The organism is Prevotella intermedia ATCC 25611 = DSM 20706 (assembly GCF_001953955.1).
Classification (GTDB): domain Bacteria; phylum Bacteroidota; class Bacteroidia; order Bacteroidales; family Bacteroidaceae; genus Prevotella; species Prevotella intermedia.
In genome coordinates this window covers 525,262-540,887 of the sequence record NZ_CP019301.1, presented here as the reverse complement: position 1 = coordinate 540,887, position 15,626 = coordinate 525,262, and the positions used below count along the sequence as shown (strand labels likewise).

Sequence of the window (15,626 nt, the reverse complement as noted above, 5' to 3'; positions counted from 1 at the left end):
ATGGAAACTGTTCTTTTAGATATTCTCCTTTTCTTGGGTGTAGTATGGATGCTTCTCTGTACCGCATACCTTTGGAGGCTTTTTCAAGACTCAGCAGCCCTATCAGGTAAGAACACCCCGAAACAGAAAGCTGGCAAGCCCTGCGAAAGTCCCAAGCCTTCTGTTTCCCAAGAGCAAATAGACAGTGCCCGCCATATCTTGGTAGGCAGGAGTAAACCTTTCATTTCCCCGTCTGTCCCTGAAGTTCCCGCCATTTCCTCGTCTGAAAATTCGGCCAAAAATCCTGATACTTTTGCAGGGCAAAACTCCTTGGCAGGGCAAGATGCTGCCGAAAAAGCAGGAAGTACCGCTGAGGAGGGCGACAATGAGATGAATGTCGACTACACGATGGACGAACCTGACGAGGACACCATAGCCCGTGAGGAACTGGAATTGGAAATCGGTGGACGAAGTGAAAGCCTGATAGCAGACGATTCTCTGCCCGAAGTATCACCGTCCAGTATCCTCGCAAGGGATATTATCCGTGTCAATGGTTGGCACAGGAATGACGATGCACTCGATGAGGAAAACGAAACGGAGGTCCACGAAACGCTGCAAGCGATACAGGGTACACAGCTTATGGATTATATCAAGGAGGCAACGCTTAAGCAGGAGAAAGACCATCAAAGGCTCCTTGCTGCCATTCGCAAAGCGGAGGAAGCGGAATTAGAGGAAAGTAATATAAGCTCTTCTCCTGATTCTGAAACAGACTCAAACGTAGAGAGCTACAACAGCGAGGATTCAGAAGATGACGAGCGTCCACTTTCATACTATCTGTAAAACTAGTGTTTTTTTCATATTGTACAGTGTTCGAGGGGTGGCTCAAAAGTAAAACAATCAAACTATATCTGTCATACGATAAAACCGAGCCACCCCTTACCACCTCTATCTAAAAGAAAACAATTCATTTAACAACATAAAATAAAAAGAACAATGAACAACAAAAAGAAAATCACAATGCTACTCCTGATGGCTACCACTGCCGTAGGAGCATACGCACAAGGCAACGGCATGGCGGGTATCAATGAAGCCACAAAGATGGTAACAAGCTATTTTGATCCCGGCACAAAGCTTATCTATGCTATCGGAGCCGTAGTAGGTCTGATAGGAGGAATAAAAGTCTATAACAAGTTCTCAAGTGGCGACCCCGATACGAGCAAGACCGCAGCCTCTTGGTTCGGTGCGTGTATCTTCTTGATTGTGGCTGCCACTATCCTGAGAAGCTTCTTCCTGTAAGGCGATGGCAGCATTTGAAATCAACAAGGGTGTAGGCCGGACGGTGGAGTTCAAAGGCTTGAAGGCGCAGTATCTCTTCCTCTTTGCAGGAGGGTTGCTGGCTGTCTTCATTCTCGTGGTCATTCTCTATCTCTGCGGCATCAGTCAGATAGCCTGTCTTGTCATAGGTGTAGTGGGTGCCACCATAGTGGTGTGGCAAACGTTCACCATGAACAGAAAGTACGGGCAATACGGGCTGATGAAAAAGGGAGCAGTGCGTATGCACCCACGCTACCTTGTGAACCGCCGAACGGTCTGCCACCTTATCCGTAACCTTCAACCAAAGAAAGCGAAGAAATGAGAAATAAAAGCAAGACAACGACTTTGGAATCGAAGTTCCCGCTGCTCTCCGTAGAGCAGGAGTGTATGGTGAGCAAGGATGCAGATATTACGGTCGCATTCCGTGTGGAACTGCCCGAACTCTTTACCGTCACCTCTACAGAATACGAGGCAATGCACTCGGCTTGGCACAAGGCAATCAAGGTACTGCCCGATTACAGCATCGTACACAAGCAGGACTGGTTCATTAAGGAGGACTACCAAGGAAAGCTCTCCGATGGCGGACTAAGCTTCCTTGCCCGTTCCTCTGAACGGCATTTCAACGAGCGTCCGTATCTACACCATTCAGTCTATCTCTTCCTTACCAAGACCAACAAGCAGCGCATGGCACAGCAGAGCAACTTCTCTTCGCTTTGTCGTGGACACCTGCTGCCCAAGGAAATCACCAACAAGGAGGAGGTGATGAAGTTTATGGAAGCCGTAGACCAGTTCGAGCGTATCATCAACGATACCGAGCAGATAAGGATTGTCCGCATGACTGAAGACGAGTTAGTTGGCACAAATGAAAAGGGCGGTCTGCTTGACCGTTACTTCTCCCTTTCTGAAGAGGGACATGCTTCATTGGAGGACATCCGTCTGGGCGCAGACCTTGTACGTGTAGGCGACAATCAGCTGTGCCTGCATACGCTTTCCGATACGGATGACCTACCGACAACGGTCAGCACGGACAGCCGATATGAGCGACTATCCACCGACCGCTCGGATTGTAGGTTGTCCTTTGCCTCGCCAGTAGGGTTGATGCTACCCTGCAACCATATCTATAACCAGTACTTCTTTATCGAGGATAGCGATGCCAACTTGGAACGCTTCGAGAAGCAGGCAAGGAATATGCACTCACTGGCACGCTACAGCCGTAGCAATCAAATCAACGAGGAGTGGATACAGGAGTATCTCAATATTGCCCTCTATCCGTGCCCACTTCAACGTATTGGCATGGAGCAGCGATAAGGAAGAACTTCGCCAGATCAAGAATGACGTGGGCTCTGCACTTGCTCTTATGGAATGCCATCCTCGCCACAACACCATTGATGCGGCAACGCTCTACTGGGCAGGCATTCCCGGTAATGCGGCAGACTTTCCCGCAGAAGAGTCATTCTACACTTTCATCGAGCCTGCCCTCTGCTTCTTTACGGCAGAGACGAACTATAAGGATTCGCTCTCGCCCTTCGGCATCAAGATGGCAGACCGCCTGTCGGGAAAACCTGTTCATCTGGATATATCGGATTTGCCGATGAAAAAGGGAGTCATCACCAACCGTAACAAGTTTATCTTGGGACCTTCGGGCAGTGGTAAGTCTTTTTTCACCAACCACATGGTACGTCAGTATTACGAGCAAGGGGCGCACGTCCTCTTGGTCGATACAGGAAACTCGTATCAGGGATTGTGCGAACTCATCCACCGCAAGACCAAAGGCGAAGATGGGGTTTATTTCACCTACACAAATGAAAGCCCGATTTCCTTTAATCCCTTCTACACCGACGACTATTTCTTCGATGTGGAAAAGAGGGAGAGTATATGCACGCTGTTGCTTACGCTCTGGAAAAGTGCCGATGAGCATATCACCAAGACCGAGGCGGGCGAACTTGGCTCTGCCGTGAACTCGTACATCGAGCTGATATGTGCAGACCATAGTGTTACGCCCTGTTTTAATACTTTCTATGAATACCTGCGAGACGTCTATCGCAAGGATATGGAGAAACGGGACATCAAGGTAACACTCTCGGACTTCAATATCAACAATCTCCTGACAACCCTCAAGCAATACTATCGAGGGGGACGTTACGATTTCCTATTGAACTCGGACAAGAACATCGACTTGCTCAGTAAACGCTTCATCGTCTTCGAGATTGATCAAGTGAAGGACAACAAAGACCTCTTCCCCGTGGTGACGATTATCATCATGGAAGCCTTCATCAACAAGATGCGAAGACTCAAAGGCATCAGGAAAATGATACTCATCGAGGAAGCGTGGAAAGCCATAGCTTCGGCAAACATGGCGGACTACATCAAGTATTTGTGTGCGCCCGTAAAGGTTGCATCGTAAACATCTCTTTGGCAAGAGATTAGGAAAGTGTTCTTTGAAAATAACCTATCATCAGCCGACTTATCTGTTTCGGGAAAGCTTAACCGAGCAGGGAGTGTAGCATGTCGGAAAAGTCATAAGTCAGTTAGTTACCAAACTGCGACTGAATGGCGAGATGAAAAGATAGATATGAGGATAAAGTCCGAATTGATTGAACGATAGTCCGAGTGGTCCCCCTTGAGGCTATGGCGTAAGGTAACTATCAATCGCCATATCGTGATACTACTTCAGTGTAAAGGTATGAACGTAGCAAGAACTTATCACGACACAACCGCAGTAAGCGAGTAAAGGACGGAAGTCGTATCCGACAATCTATCATGCCAACAGTTACGATGCAATAAACGGGGATTACCTATCCCGAAGTGCCGAAAAGCTATTAGGTTTGACCTATGAAAATTCGGAGTGGTAACGGAGCTTCCATGGTAGTCCGAGCAAGGTAACGCCTTGTACATGGCGAAGGGAAGCAGCTAATTATTAATACAATTAACGGAAAATGTGAGAGACATTATGAGAAGTCCAGAAAGAGTATTAAACAGTCTATCAGAACACAGTAAGGATGCAAGCTATAAGTTCGAACGTCTTTACAGAATTTTGTTCAATGAGGAAATGTTTTATGTTGCCTATCAGCGCATATATGCCAAAGAGGGTAACATGACTAAAGGTTCGGACGGTCAGACTATTGACAACATGAGCCTGAAACGAATTGAAAAGTTGATTGATACGTTAAAAGATGAGACGTACCAGCCCCAACCGTCAAAGAGGGTGTACATACCGAAGAAAAACGGTAAGAAAAGACCTCTTGGCGTACCGACTTTCAATGACAAGCTGATACAAGAAGTGGTAAGAATGGTATTGGAAGCCATATATGAGGGAAATTTTGAATACACCTCGCATGGTTTCCGTCCCAATCGAAGCTGCCATACTGCATTAACTCATATCCAAAAGGAGTTTAGCGGTGCAAAGTGGTTTGTAGAGGGAGACATAAAAGGCTTCTTCGATAATATAAACCATGATGTGTTGATAAATATTCTCATGGAGCGCATTGCGGATGAACGATTCATCCGATTGATACGCAAGTTTTTGAAAGCTGGATATATTGAAGAATGGCAATTCCGCAATACTTACAGTGGCACACCGCAAGGAGGTATCATCAGCCCGATATTGGCTAATATATACCTTGACAAACTGGATAAGTATATAAAGGAATACATAGCCAAATTCGACAAAGGGAAGAAACGAAAATTCAGTAGAGAAAGTATGGACTTTGGCAATGCAAGAAAACGTATTGTGCGAAGATTGAAATCCGTAAAAGACGAAAGGCAAAGGGCAAAGCTAATCCTTGAACTGAAAGCAATAGAACAAGGACGGGCTAAATATCCCAACGGTGAAGAAATGGATGCTGATTACAGGAGAATGAAATATGCAAGATATGCAGATGATTTTCTCGTGGGAATTATCGGAAGCAAGCAGGATGCGCAACTGATAAAGGAAGATATTAAAAACTTCCTTGCTGCCAGACTGGCATTGGAACTGTCTGATGAAAAGACACTTGTCACCCACACGGAAAGAGCTGCCAAGTTTCTCGGATATGAAATTACTGTAAGAAAATCCAACGACCAAAGACGGGATAAAAGAGGAGCATTAAGAAGAACCTATGGTAAGAGGGTCTGCTTGAATATTAGTACGGAAACTGTCCGTAAGAAACTTTTCGATTGGGGAGTCTTGGAACTGACAAACCGTAACGGAAAGGAAATATGGAAACCGAAATGTAAATCGGGACTGATATTCAATGACGACCTTGAAATCCTTGATAGTTATAATCGGGAAATCGTGGGGTTCTATAATTATTACTCCATAGCCAACAACTGCGCCCATGCCTTGAATAATTTCAAGTACATCATGGAATACAGCATGTACAAAACGTTTGCAGGCAAATACAAGTGCCGCACACGTGAGGTAAACAAAAAATATCGTAAGAATGGTAGGTTTATCATAAAACACATGACTAAAACAGGTGTAAAGGAAAGATACTTTTACGACGGTGGCTTCAAACGAAAGAAGCCCACCTATAAATCGGAATGTGACATTATGCCACGAACAATTTATACTGCGGGGCGGACAAGCCTTGTTGAAAGACTGAAAGCCCGTGAGTGTGAATTATGTGGAGCGACAGACGACCTTGTTATGCACCATGTAAGAAAACTAAAAAACTTGCAGGGTAAGGAAAGCTGGGAACGACACATGATTGCCCGCAAACGCAAGACGATTGCCGTGTGCAGGAGTTGTCACAAGAAGATACATGACGGAAAGATAGACTGAAATTAGTGGAGAGCCGGATACGCTGAGAGGTGTAAGTCCGGTTCGGGGGCGAGCATTTGGAAACCTACCACAGAAATATGATAAGGCGCTGGGTGCTTAGCCTACATAAGACCGTCAGAAAGTATTTCGGGGTAGCCATTGTCGTAACGCAGGAGGTGGACGATATCATTCAGTCGCCCATTGTCAAGGAGAGTATCATCAACAACTCCGACTGCAAGATACTGCTTGACCAGCGCAAGTACATGACCAAGTTCGACGGCATACAGGCTATGCTCGGCTTGTCCGAAAAGGAGAAGAGCCAAATCCTCTCCATCAACCAGAACAACGACCCGAACCGACTCTACAAGGAGGTGTGGATAGGGTTGGGCGGTATGCAGTCTGCAGTCTATGCCACAGAAGTGAGCATGGAGGAATACCTCACCTACACCACCGAGGAAACCGAGAAGGTGGAGGTGATGAACAGGGCTGCACAGCTTGGTGGCGACATTGAGACGGCTATTCGACAGCTTGCACAAGAGAAACGGGTTGCACGAAATCGTTGACCGGACAAGCCATGTAAAGAATGTATTGTTTTAGCCAAACGTAGACAAATAATTCTCCAAACGTGGATAAGCAATTGGACAAACGTGTCCAATCAATTAGACTGTCGTGTCCAAATACTTGGACTAACTTGTCCAACTTATCCCTATAACAGCAAGCTGAATAGACATCCCTTAGTGGACATTCAGACAAACATAGTATTCACATCATAAACAAAAAGAACAATGAGAACAAGAATTTTAATGCTGCTGATGGGCACCGTCCTTTTATTCAGCGGAAAGGCCCACGCACAGTGGGTGGTAACCGATCCCGGTAACTTCGCCGGCAACATCGTCAATTCGGTCAAGGAGATAGCCACCGCCTCCAAGACGGTGAAGAACACCTTGGACGGATTCAAGGAGGTGGAAAAACTCTACAACGACACCAAGAAGTATTACGATGCCCTGAAGAAGGTAAGCAATCTTATCGGCGACGCCTACAAGGTCAAAGAGTGTATTCTCATGGTGGGCGACATCTCGGAGATTTACGTCACCTCGTATAAAAAAATGCTCTCGGACAAGAACTTCCGCCCTTCAGAACTTGCTGCAATGGCTTCGGGCTATGCCAAGCTTCTGGAGCAGAGCGGTGAGAGTCTCAAGGAACTCAAGTCCATCGTCAAGTCGGGTGTTCTCTCGATGAACGACCACGAGCGTATGCAGGCCATCGACCGTATTTATACCACGCTTAGGGAAAACCGTTCGCTCGTGTCGTATTACACAAGGAAGAACATCTCCGTAAGTTACGTCCGTGCCCGTGAGAAGAACAACCTTGCCTCTGTCAAGGCGCTCTACGGCAATACGGCAAGCAGGTATTGGTAATTAAGTTATTGGTTATTGGTCATTCATACATCTAAACACACTTGCTTATGGATTTTGCCAGTTTACACGAGCTGCTCCACTCAACCTATGAAGAGATGATGCCGCTCTGCGCCCAGATGACGGGCATTGCCAAGGGTATTGCAGGCTTGGGTGCACTCTTTTATATTGCCTTTCGGGTATGGGCTTCCATAGCCCGTGCCGAGGCGATAGACGTCTTTCCCCTTCTCCGTCCCTTTGTCTTGGGTTTCTGCATCATGTTCTTCCCGACAGTCGTACTGGGTACGATGAATGCCGTGCTCTCGCCCGTGGTGCAGGGAACGGAGATGATGGTACACCAGCAGGAGGGGAACCTTGCCGAGCTTACCGCCAAGCGTAACCGTTTGCAGGAGGAAGCCTACCTGCGCAACCCCGAAACGGCCTACTTGGTGTCCAACGAGAAGTTCGACCAGAAAATTGAGGAGATGGGTATCATCGGACCTGAAGATGCCGTGACGATAGCGGGTATGTATGCCGAGCGTGCTGCCTATCAGACCAAGCAGTGGGTGATGAAAATGGTGCACGACCTCATGGAGCTGCTGTTCCATGCCGCAGGGCTTATCATCGACACGCTGCGCACGTTCATGCTCATCGTCCTTTCCATCCTCGGTCCGATAGTCTTCGACATTGCCGTATGGGACGGGTTGTCGGGTTCGCTCACGGCATGGTTCTCACGCTATATCTCTGTCTACCTGTGGCTGCCTGTCAGTTCTATCCTTACGGCACTGCTTACGAAGATACAGGTGTTGATGGTACAGAAAGACATCGAGGCGCTCAGCGACCCCAACTACCTGCCCGATGCGGGGACGTGGTACTACATCGTCTTCTTCCTCATCGGCATCGTGGGCTACTTCTGCGTTCCCACCGTTGCAGGTTGGATTATCGAAGCAGGTGGTGGTATCGGCTCTTACGGTCGCAATGTCAATCAAGCTGCACAGCGCGGTGCACAAAGTGCCTACACGGGCGGACGATATGCCGCAGCAGGTGCCGGGTCGGTCATCGGCAATGTCGGTGGGCGTATCAAGGGTGCACTGCTCAAAGGAAAATAGAAATGGAGCAATAATGCTTAATAAATCAACAGCTATAAAAGGAAAAAGAAATGGAATTCAAATCACTTGGTAATATCGAGACTTCATTCAGACAGATAAGACTCTACGCCTTTGTCTTTGCTATCGTCTGCGTGGCGATAAGCGGTTATGCCCTCTATGCCTCGTACAGCTTCGCCAAGGAGCAGCGGGAGAAAATCTATGTGCTTGACCAGGGAAAGTCGCTCATGCTTGCCCTCAGTCAGGATGCAAGTCGTAACCGCCCTGTAGAGGCAAGGGAGCATGTACGTCGCTTCCATGAGCTGTTCTTCACCATTGCGCCTGACAAGGATGCCATTGAGAAGAATATGGAACGTGCCTTCGTACTGTGTGACAAGTCGGCTTTCAACTATTACAAGGACTTGGCAGAGAAGGGCTATTATAACCGTGCCATATCGGGCAATGTCAATCAGCGCATAGAGGTGGACTCTATCCACTGCAATTTTAATACTTACCCTTATACGGTAACGACTTATGCACGGCAGTTCATCGTCAGACAGAGCAACGTCACGGAGCGCAGTCTCATTACAACCTGCACGTTGCAGAACTCTGTCCGTTCGGACAACAACCCGCAAGGTTTTCTTATGGAGAACTTCCTTGTGAAGGAAAACAGGGATATACAGACTTATAAACGATAAGGCTATGGCAAGGAAAAGAAACTTTTTACTCTCACGTCACTATCTGCGCTTTCACCTGTGGCTCCGCCATCGGTGTGAAAGGCTTACGATAAGGCAGAGAAAGGAAATCGTCTATGGGCTAAGCTTCATCTATCTGTTCTGCTCGCTCTGGATGATAGCGCAGTTTTTCCTTCCTCCAAAGAAGGAGAAACTACCCATCCCCACGGGAAAGCTGACGGACAGTCCGATACGGACAGACAGTACTTTGCAAGAGTTACACGGCAATTTTTATCTACAACATCATCAAACAATCAAAGAAAATGGATAATAAACAGAAAGAACAAATGAAGAAAGGCTTGGTCTTCGGAGGTCTGGGACTGCTGTTTGCCCTTTCAATGTGGTTTATCTTCGCACCTTCGGGCAAGGATAAGACTGCAGCGGAGCAGGGACTCAATGACAGCATCCCGCAGGCAACGACGGAAAAGCTCACCGAGAACAAGCTCAAAGCCTACGAATTAGGCGACAAAGCACACGAGGAAGAACAGACCCGCGAGGAGATGGGCAGACTATCGGACTATTTTGCACAGAACACTGCTCCATCAGAGGAGCAGCGTGCAGAGACAGCTGCTTCTACGGCAAAGATAGAAAACTCTATGCATCGTTATGAGGAGAATAATCGCCTCTTGAACTCCTTTTACGCTCCCGATCCACACGAGCAGGAGCGTGAAGCCCTGCGCTCGGAGATTGATAATCTAAAGAAAGAACTATCTCAAAAGGATAGTAAGGAGGACAATGAAGAGAAACGGCAGCTTGCACTGATGGAAAAGAGCTATCAGATGGCAGCGAAGTATCTCCCCAAGGCTTCTGCCGTTCCACCATCTTTGGGTAATGACTTTACCGGGGGTAAAGGGCAAACGGCAACGAACAAAGGTCAGGGTATGGGCAGTAATATAAGCGGAGATTCGGCCGACTTGCCTGCAATGGAAATCTTGGTGGAACGCAAACAGGTAGTGTCCTCACTGGGGCAGCCGATGAGCGACGCTGACTTCATCAAGGAGTATGGCACGAAAGCACGCAACTTGGGCTTCCATTCGCTCGCAAGCACGGTTGCACCTACGATGCGCAACACACTCAAAGTAGTAGTGGACAGGACAACGACGCTCAAAGAGGGCGATAATGTCGTGCTCCGTCTGCTTGAAAGTGCCAAGGTGCAGGGCTTGCGTATTCCACGACAGAGCCGACTGATAGCCGTTGCCAAGATAGAGGGTAACCGTATGCACCTGCTTATCAAAAGCATTGAGGTGAACGGCCATATCATAGCCGTCAAGCTCTCGGCATACGACATGGACGGACAGGAGGGCGTGTATATACCAGGTTCGGAGGACATCAATGCGCTTAAGGAAGTTGGGGCGAACATCGGTGGTTCAATGGGAACCTCCTTTACCTTCGCTTCCTCTGCCAAGGACCAGATTATCTCTGAGGCTGCCCGTGGGGTGATGCAGGGTGCAAGTCAGCTGCTTCAGAAGAAGCTGCGCACCGTCAAGGTAACGCTCAAGGGTGGCTACCGCCTTTTCTTGGTTCAGTCCAAATAAAACAATCGAAAATGATAAGTAAAAAATAACATCAAATAAAAAAGGAACAATGAAGAAAATTATTTTATCAATGGCCATGCTTGCCATGGTGGGAGCAACAGCCAGAGCACAGGAAAACAATGATGGTCTGACACCAAGCCGTCCGCTTACTTCGGGAGAGCTCTTTCAAGGTATGAGCCGTGCCATACCAACGGGGCGTGTCGTACTGCCGTATGGTCTGGACGTTACCTTTGACAAGACCGTGCATCTTATCTTCCCTTCTGCCATTCGTTATGTAGACTTAGGTTCACAGAACATCATCGCAGGAAAAGCGGAGGATGCAGAGAACGTACTACGTGTAAAGGCTTCGGTGAAGGACTTTGAAACGGAGACCAATATGAGTGTCATCTGTGAGGACGGCTCTTTCTATGCTTTCAACGTAAAGTATGCTGATGAGCCGGAGAAGCTCAGCATAGAGATGAAAGACTTTCTCTCTACGACGGAAGGTAGACTGCCTAGCAATCGCTCTGACATTTACTTTAAGGAACTTGGTAACGAGTCGCCCGTATTAGTAAAGCTGATGATGCAGACTATCTATCAGAACGACAAGCGTACCATTAAGCATATCGGTGCACAGCAGTTTGGTATGAAGTTCCTGCTTCGTGGCTTATATGCCCATAACGGCTTGCTGTATTTCCACACTCGTATGGAAAACGGCACGAATATGCCGTACTCTGTGGATTTTATCATATTCAAGGTGGTGGATAAGAAGATGGCAAAGCGCACCGCCATACAAGAGCAGGTACTTCAGCCACTTCGTGCCTATCATCAGGTGATGCAGGTGCGTGGCATGGGCAGTGAACACGCTGTGTTTGCGCTCGAACAGTTTTCTCTTGCAGAAGACAAGCAGCTTGAAGTGACGCTCTATGAGAGAAATGGCGGTCGTACGCTGACCTTCCATATAATGGCAGAAGACCTGCAGTTGGCAAAGAAGATTGATAACCTCAAACTGAAATGGTAGACATTATGAAGAAGATAATCATTTTATCGGTTTGTGCAGCGGTGGCAATGGCTTTTAGCTTGCCAACGCAGGCACAACGACTGATACCCAAGCAAAGGGGAATAGAGGTCGTGGGGAGTGTTCCACTTATCAAGGGTGATAAGTTCCTTGCAGCTGACAATTTCGGTATGGGAGCAGCACTCACCCGATATCTGGGGCGTGAGAATTATACCTTTGTTATGGCAGAGTATGAACAGCAGAATATGCCGTACAGAAGTTATAACGTAAAGCTCAAAGATGCTCTCTTACAGGTGGGCTATATGCACCCTGTTCTTTCCGACAGAGGAAAGAACGTGTTTCTTTATGGCGGCATATCCGCTTTGGGTGGCTACGAGCAACTGAATGAGGACAAAAGGCTGCTGCCCGATGGGGCGACACTGCTCGACCGTTCCCGCTTTGTCTATGGCGGTGCCGTGCATGGCTCGGTGGAAGTGTTCCTGACGGACAGGGTTCTCTTTCTTGTAAAGGCGCAGGGATGTTTGCTCTTTGGAACGGACGTGCATCGTTTTCGTCCTGCTGTTTCTGCAGGACTAAGGTTTAACTTTTAAGTAGAAGAAAAGATGAAGAAGATATTGAATATGATTTGGGTAATGGGGGTGCTGACCCTTGCCGTGTTTTGCCTATCTGCTTGTGATAGGGATTTGGATGTTCAGCAGTCTTATCCGTTTACGGTGGAGACAATGCCAGTTCAGAAGGACATCATAAGGGGACAGACGGCTGAGATACGCTGCACGCTAAAACGAGGCGGTGAGTTTGCTGACACTCGCTATACGATACGTTATTTCCAGTCTGATGGCAAGGGCTTGCTAAGAAATGATAACGGTACTGTCTTCAAGCCGAACGACCGCTATCCGCTGACAAAAGATGTGTTCCGCTTGTACTACACTTCGCTCTCAGCCGACCGCCAGACCATTGACGTGTATGTGGAAGATAACTTCGGCAGGGTGCAGCAGCTGACCTTTAGTTTCAACAACGAAAAGACGGAAAATAAGGAAAAGTCCTCCGCAACAGTTACCAAAGTATTGAAAGATGAGGACAGCTAAACACTTTGCTTTATTCTTTATTTTATGTTTATTCTGCCAGCCCATCCTTGCCCAGCACAGGGTGCGGTTGGCAGACTTGCCACCTTTTGAGCGTGTCGTCCTCATTGTTAAATACTTTGAGGGACTTCATAATAAGCCGAAGGATTTTCCTTATGTAGGATATGGTCATCAGTTGCAACCAGGAGAGCACTTCACAGCGAATATGACGGAACGGCAAGCGGACTCATTGCTCCGTGCCGACCTATGGAAATGCTTTGAACACTTCAAAGGCTATGGTAAGGATGCGCTGCTATTGACCTTGCTTGCCTATAATGTGGGCGTGGGGCGATTGCTCGGATATGGCAAGCATCCCAAGAGCCGATTGCTGCGAAAAATTGAGGCTGGAAACAGGAACTTTTATCAAGAGTATGTTTCATTCTGCCGATACAAGGGAAAAGTTTTGAAAGGATTGGTGAAACGGAGGCAAGTGGAGTTTGCCATGTTTTATCTACCTTGATACATCTATCCATCCACGCAACAGACTTGGTAAGAGTTTAGCTCTAATTTGAAGGCTCTTTTGTAGGATACAACTATACTTTCAAAGAGAGATTCCTTATCAAGAGTTGATGGATAGGTTATCCTCTTGCTTAGCCTTTTCTGTCATTCTTTTCTTTCATCCACCCTTCCTGATGTAGCAGAATGCCGTTGACTCCTTGTACGATGGTGATGTTTTCTTCGTCGATGATTTTTGTTACGCTCATAGTCTTATGTTTTGGGGTTATTGTTCGTTTTCAGTGCTTTCTCTTTGTGGTTTCACGCAGCGGAACAAGCAGACGGAAGCCATTTTTTCTGTCAGCACGTCATCGCCATACATACTCCGAAGTCGGCTTTCGGCTTCAGCGAAGGTGTCGTATGGAGGGTGGAAAAATCCTTTTCTTTCCATGACTTTCTTAACAAATAAATCAGCCAATCGGCGTTCGCCCTTGACATAAAAGCAGCCGCAGAAGCAACCGCCGGGTTTCAGCACGCGGAAAATCTCGGCAAAGGCTTTTTCTTTCTCAGGGAAAGCCTGAAAGCCGTTCATCGACAGTACGCATTCGAAGATCTCGTTGGCATAGGGAAGTTCTCCGACATCTCCTTGCTCCAAAGACAGGTTGGCTATCTCCTCTGTCTCTTTCCGCAAAGCCGCAATGGCTATCATTTCTTCCGAATAGTCCAAACCAACGATCTCGGCATCTTTCATCCGGCGATACTTCTCGGCGGTGAAAATGGCAGTGCCGACAGGCACGTCAAGCAGTCGTCCCCGAAAATCGTCCGGTATGAGATCAAGCACTTTCCGAGCCAAGAGATTAGTGTCTTCGTTCCAAATAAATCGCATATATATCCTTGACCACCACTTCCGTCCGGTCAATAGATCGTCGTAATGTTCCATCATCCTTTGGTAGGAATTGCTCTGTCTGTTTGCCATCATCTTCTTATCAAGAATGTTCATTTCTTATTTTGCAAAAGTACGATATCTGCTTCGTCTCTGCAATCGCCAATAATAATGATTTTTATTTCGAACATCCTCCATGTATGTGGATTGGGAATCACAGAACATCATTGTGGATAAGGTAGAAGATATTGAGAATACGCTGCCTATAAAAACAGCAATGATAACGGCAAGGATGCTTTACTGCTTACCTTGCTTTCCTACAGTGTGGGCGTGAAGCGACTACTTGGTTACGGTAAGCAACCCAAGAGAAAGATAGAGGCTGGTTACGAAAAATTTGTCGTGAGTATGTATCCTTTTGCCGATGCAGGGGCAAAAGATTGGTGAAGCAGAGACGTGTGGAGTTAGCCTTGTTCTTTCTTCCTTAGCAAATATGAAATGTAATTTCCCTGCGACTTTCTTTTGCTTCTTTGCTTTGGTCGCCTGCTCGCTCAAAGACAAAGAAAAGAAGCCACGCAAATTTTCGGTTTGCGTGGCTCTTGGTCTTATTCAAGGTGCTGTTTCTACACTTTCGTTATTTTGTCTATTCGTCTGTTAGGGTGTATATCGAAAGCCCAATTTATCTCATCATCGGGCAAAGTGCTGTGAATGCTTCCACCCATAGCCAACCCACAATTTTGTAGGACTTTCTGCCGTGCTTCCTCCTTGCTCTCGGCAACCACATCGAATACGCCGTCAAAAACATATTCCGTATAGACTAAAAATCTCTGTTTCTTCATCATTCCTAATCTTAAAATTCAACCTTTAATAATCTGTACTGCTTTGGCTCTCCATTGGATAACTTGCGGTGTGTGAGCCAAAAGTGATGTGCGCCATAACCATAGGCGAAAAACTTGTCAAGTTCCGTTTCTTCGGCTATTTTGCCTATTGCCGTCCTTAACTCTTCCTCATTGTCGGATAGGGTTATCGCATTGATAACCCTGATGAGAATATGCGGTATCTCGTCCGTGTAGTTATAGATGATGTTTTCTATCTCTGTTTTCATATCTCTGATATTTTAATGGTTCATACTTCATGCAGTTGCTTTCATTCTTCGGCTTATTAGTTCTCGATTAGCATTAACAAGGTTCACTATCTGTTCGTGATACTCCGTATTCTTGTTGCACACTCCACGACTTTGCACCACTTTGAGCGTGTCCAGATTGACCTCAATCGTTTCTATCCGTCTGCCCTCAATGGTTGCCGAAAGGATAAGCGAGTTTTCTTTGAGATAGTAAGCATTGTCGAACACGCATTATGCAAACCAAATAAATATGTAAAGTTCACCCACGCTTAAATAAATTAACTTTCA

16 protein-coding genes and 4 pseudogenes are annotated in these 15,626 nt (G+C 46.9%); 16 read left to right on the top strand and 4 right to left on the bottom strand.

Annotated features, from left to right (window positions below; all coding sequences use genetic code 11):
- From BWX39_RS10995 to BWX39_RS10925, 15 genes and pseudogenes are all read left to right on the top strand, one after another.
- Complete coding sequence (locus tag BWX39_RS10995; protein WP_028905776.1) at window positions 1-819, top strand: hypothetical protein; 819 nt, start codon at window positions 1-3, stop codon at window positions 817-819.
- 153 nt (window positions 820-972) lie between these two features.
- Complete coding sequence (locus BWX39_RS10990; RefSeq protein WP_028905775.1) at window positions 973-1,275, top strand: DUF4134 domain-containing protein; 303 nt, start codon at window positions 973-975, stop codon at window positions 1,273-1,275.
- A gap of 4 nt (window positions 1,276-1,279) precedes the next feature.
- Window positions 1,280-1,615 (top strand): DUF4133 domain-containing protein, encoded by a 336-nt coding sequence (locus BWX39_RS10985; RefSeq protein ID WP_008566149.1) that lies wholly within the window; start codon window positions 1,280-1,282, stop codon window positions 1,613-1,615.
- Window positions 1,612-3,685: pseudogene (locus BWX39_RS10980) on the top strand (TraG family conjugative transposon ATPase); the annotation flags it as partial. The gene BWX39_RS10985 and the pseudogene BWX39_RS10980, both read left to right, overlap by 4 nt.
- A gap of 558 nt (window positions 3,686-4,243) precedes the next feature.
- Window positions 4,244-6,055 (top strand): reverse transcriptase/maturase family protein, encoded by a 1,812-nt coding sequence (locus BWX39_RS10975; protein WP_028905774.1) that lies wholly within the window; start codon window positions 4,244-4,246, stop codon window positions 6,053-6,055.
- A 101-nt stretch (window positions 6,056-6,156) separates the two neighbouring features.
- Window positions 6,157-6,597, top strand: a pseudogene (locus BWX39_RS10970) (TraG/VirB4 family ATPase); the annotation flags it as partial.
- 222 nt (window positions 6,598-6,819) lie between these two features.
- Window positions 6,820-7,452, top strand: a complete 633-nt coding sequence (locus tag BWX39_RS10965; protein ID WP_028905772.1) for a DUF4141 domain-containing protein — start codon at window positions 6,820-6,822, stop codon at window positions 7,450-7,452.
- 47 nt (window positions 7,453-7,499) lie between these two features.
- Complete coding sequence (traJ, locus tag BWX39_RS10960) at window positions 7,500-8,537, top strand: conjugative transposon protein TraJ (protein WP_028905771.1); 1,038 nt, start codon at window positions 7,500-7,502, stop codon at window positions 8,535-8,537.
- Between the two features lie 50 nt (window positions 8,538-8,587).
- A complete protein-coding gene (gene traK / locus BWX39_RS10955; RefSeq protein ID WP_028905770.1) occupies window positions 8,588-9,211 on the top strand; it encodes a conjugative transposon protein TraK in 624 nt (207 codons plus the stop codon).
- A gap of 4 nt (window positions 9,212-9,215) precedes the next feature.
- The gene (locus tag BWX39_RS10950; RefSeq protein WP_028905769.1) at window positions 9,216-9,518 is read left to right on the top strand and encodes a hypothetical protein; all 303 of its coding nucleotides are present in this window, start codon (window positions 9,216-9,218) and stop codon (window positions 9,516-9,518) included.
- The gene (gene traM, locus BWX39_RS10945; RefSeq protein ID WP_028905768.1) at window positions 9,511-10,782 is read left to right on the top strand and encodes a conjugative transposon protein TraM; all 1,272 of its coding nucleotides are present in this window, start codon (window positions 9,511-9,513) and stop codon (window positions 10,780-10,782) included. The genes BWX39_RS10950 and traM overlap by 8 nt, the downstream gene beginning before the upstream one ends.
- A gap of 49 nt (window positions 10,783-10,831) precedes the next feature.
- The gene (gene traN, locus BWX39_RS10940; RefSeq protein ID WP_028905767.1) at window positions 10,832-11,782 is read left to right on the top strand and encodes a conjugative transposon protein TraN; all 951 of its coding nucleotides are present in this window, start codon (window positions 10,832-10,834) and stop codon (window positions 11,780-11,782) included.
- The gene (locus BWX39_RS10935; RefSeq protein ID WP_028905766.1) at window positions 11,776-12,369 is read left to right on the top strand and encodes a conjugal transfer protein TraO; all 594 of its coding nucleotides are present in this window, start codon (window positions 11,776-11,778) and stop codon (window positions 12,367-12,369) included. Before traN ends, BWX39_RS10935 begins: the two co-directional genes overlap by 7 nt.
- A gap of 12 nt (window positions 12,370-12,381) precedes the next feature.
- Complete coding sequence (locus BWX39_RS10930; protein ID WP_028905765.1) at window positions 12,382-12,864, top strand: DUF3872 domain-containing protein; 483 nt, start codon at window positions 12,382-12,384, stop codon at window positions 12,862-12,864.
- Entirely contained in the window at window positions 12,851-13,360 is a 510-nt protein-coding gene (locus tag BWX39_RS10925) for a glycoside hydrolase family protein (RefSeq protein WP_028905764.1), read from the top strand. Before BWX39_RS10930 ends, BWX39_RS10925 begins: the two co-directional genes overlap by 14 nt.
- 261 nt (window positions 13,361-13,621) lie before the next feature.
- On the opposite strand, the gene BWX39_RS10920 is transcribed toward BWX39_RS10925, so the two are convergent.
- Window positions 13,622-14,335 (bottom strand): class I SAM-dependent methyltransferase, encoded by a 714-nt coding sequence (locus BWX39_RS10920; RefSeq protein WP_080651558.1) that lies wholly within the window; start codon window positions 14,333-14,335, stop codon window positions 13,622-13,624.
- Between the two features lie 165 nt (window positions 14,336-14,500).
- Here BWX39_RS10920 and BWX39_RS12655 point away from each other — a divergent pair.
- Window positions 14,501-14,703: pseudogene (locus BWX39_RS12655) on the top strand (glycoside hydrolase family protein); the annotation flags it as partial.
- A gap of 135 nt (window positions 14,704-14,838) precedes the next feature.
- Here the strand turns inward: BWX39_RS12655 and BWX39_RS10910 are convergent.
- The 3 genes and pseudogenes from BWX39_RS10910 to BWX39_RS10900 form a co-directional block, all read right to left on the bottom strand.
- Window positions 14,839-15,057 carry a hypothetical protein gene (locus BWX39_RS10910; protein WP_036860629.1) on the bottom strand — a complete coding sequence of 73 codons (219 nt, stop codon included), beginning with the start codon at window positions 15,055-15,057 and terminating at the stop codon, window positions 14,839-14,841.
- Between the two features lie 8 nt (window positions 15,058-15,065).
- Window positions 15,066-15,320, bottom strand: coding sequence for a hypothetical protein (locus BWX39_RS10905; protein ID WP_021672826.1), 255 nt, complete (start codon window positions 15,318-15,320; stop codon window positions 15,066-15,068).
- A 27-nt stretch (window positions 15,321-15,347) separates the two neighbouring features.
- Window positions 15,348-15,569, bottom strand: a pseudogene (locus BWX39_RS10900) (PcfJ domain-containing protein); the annotation flags it as partial.
- Window positions 15,570-15,626 lie beyond the last annotated feature (57 nt).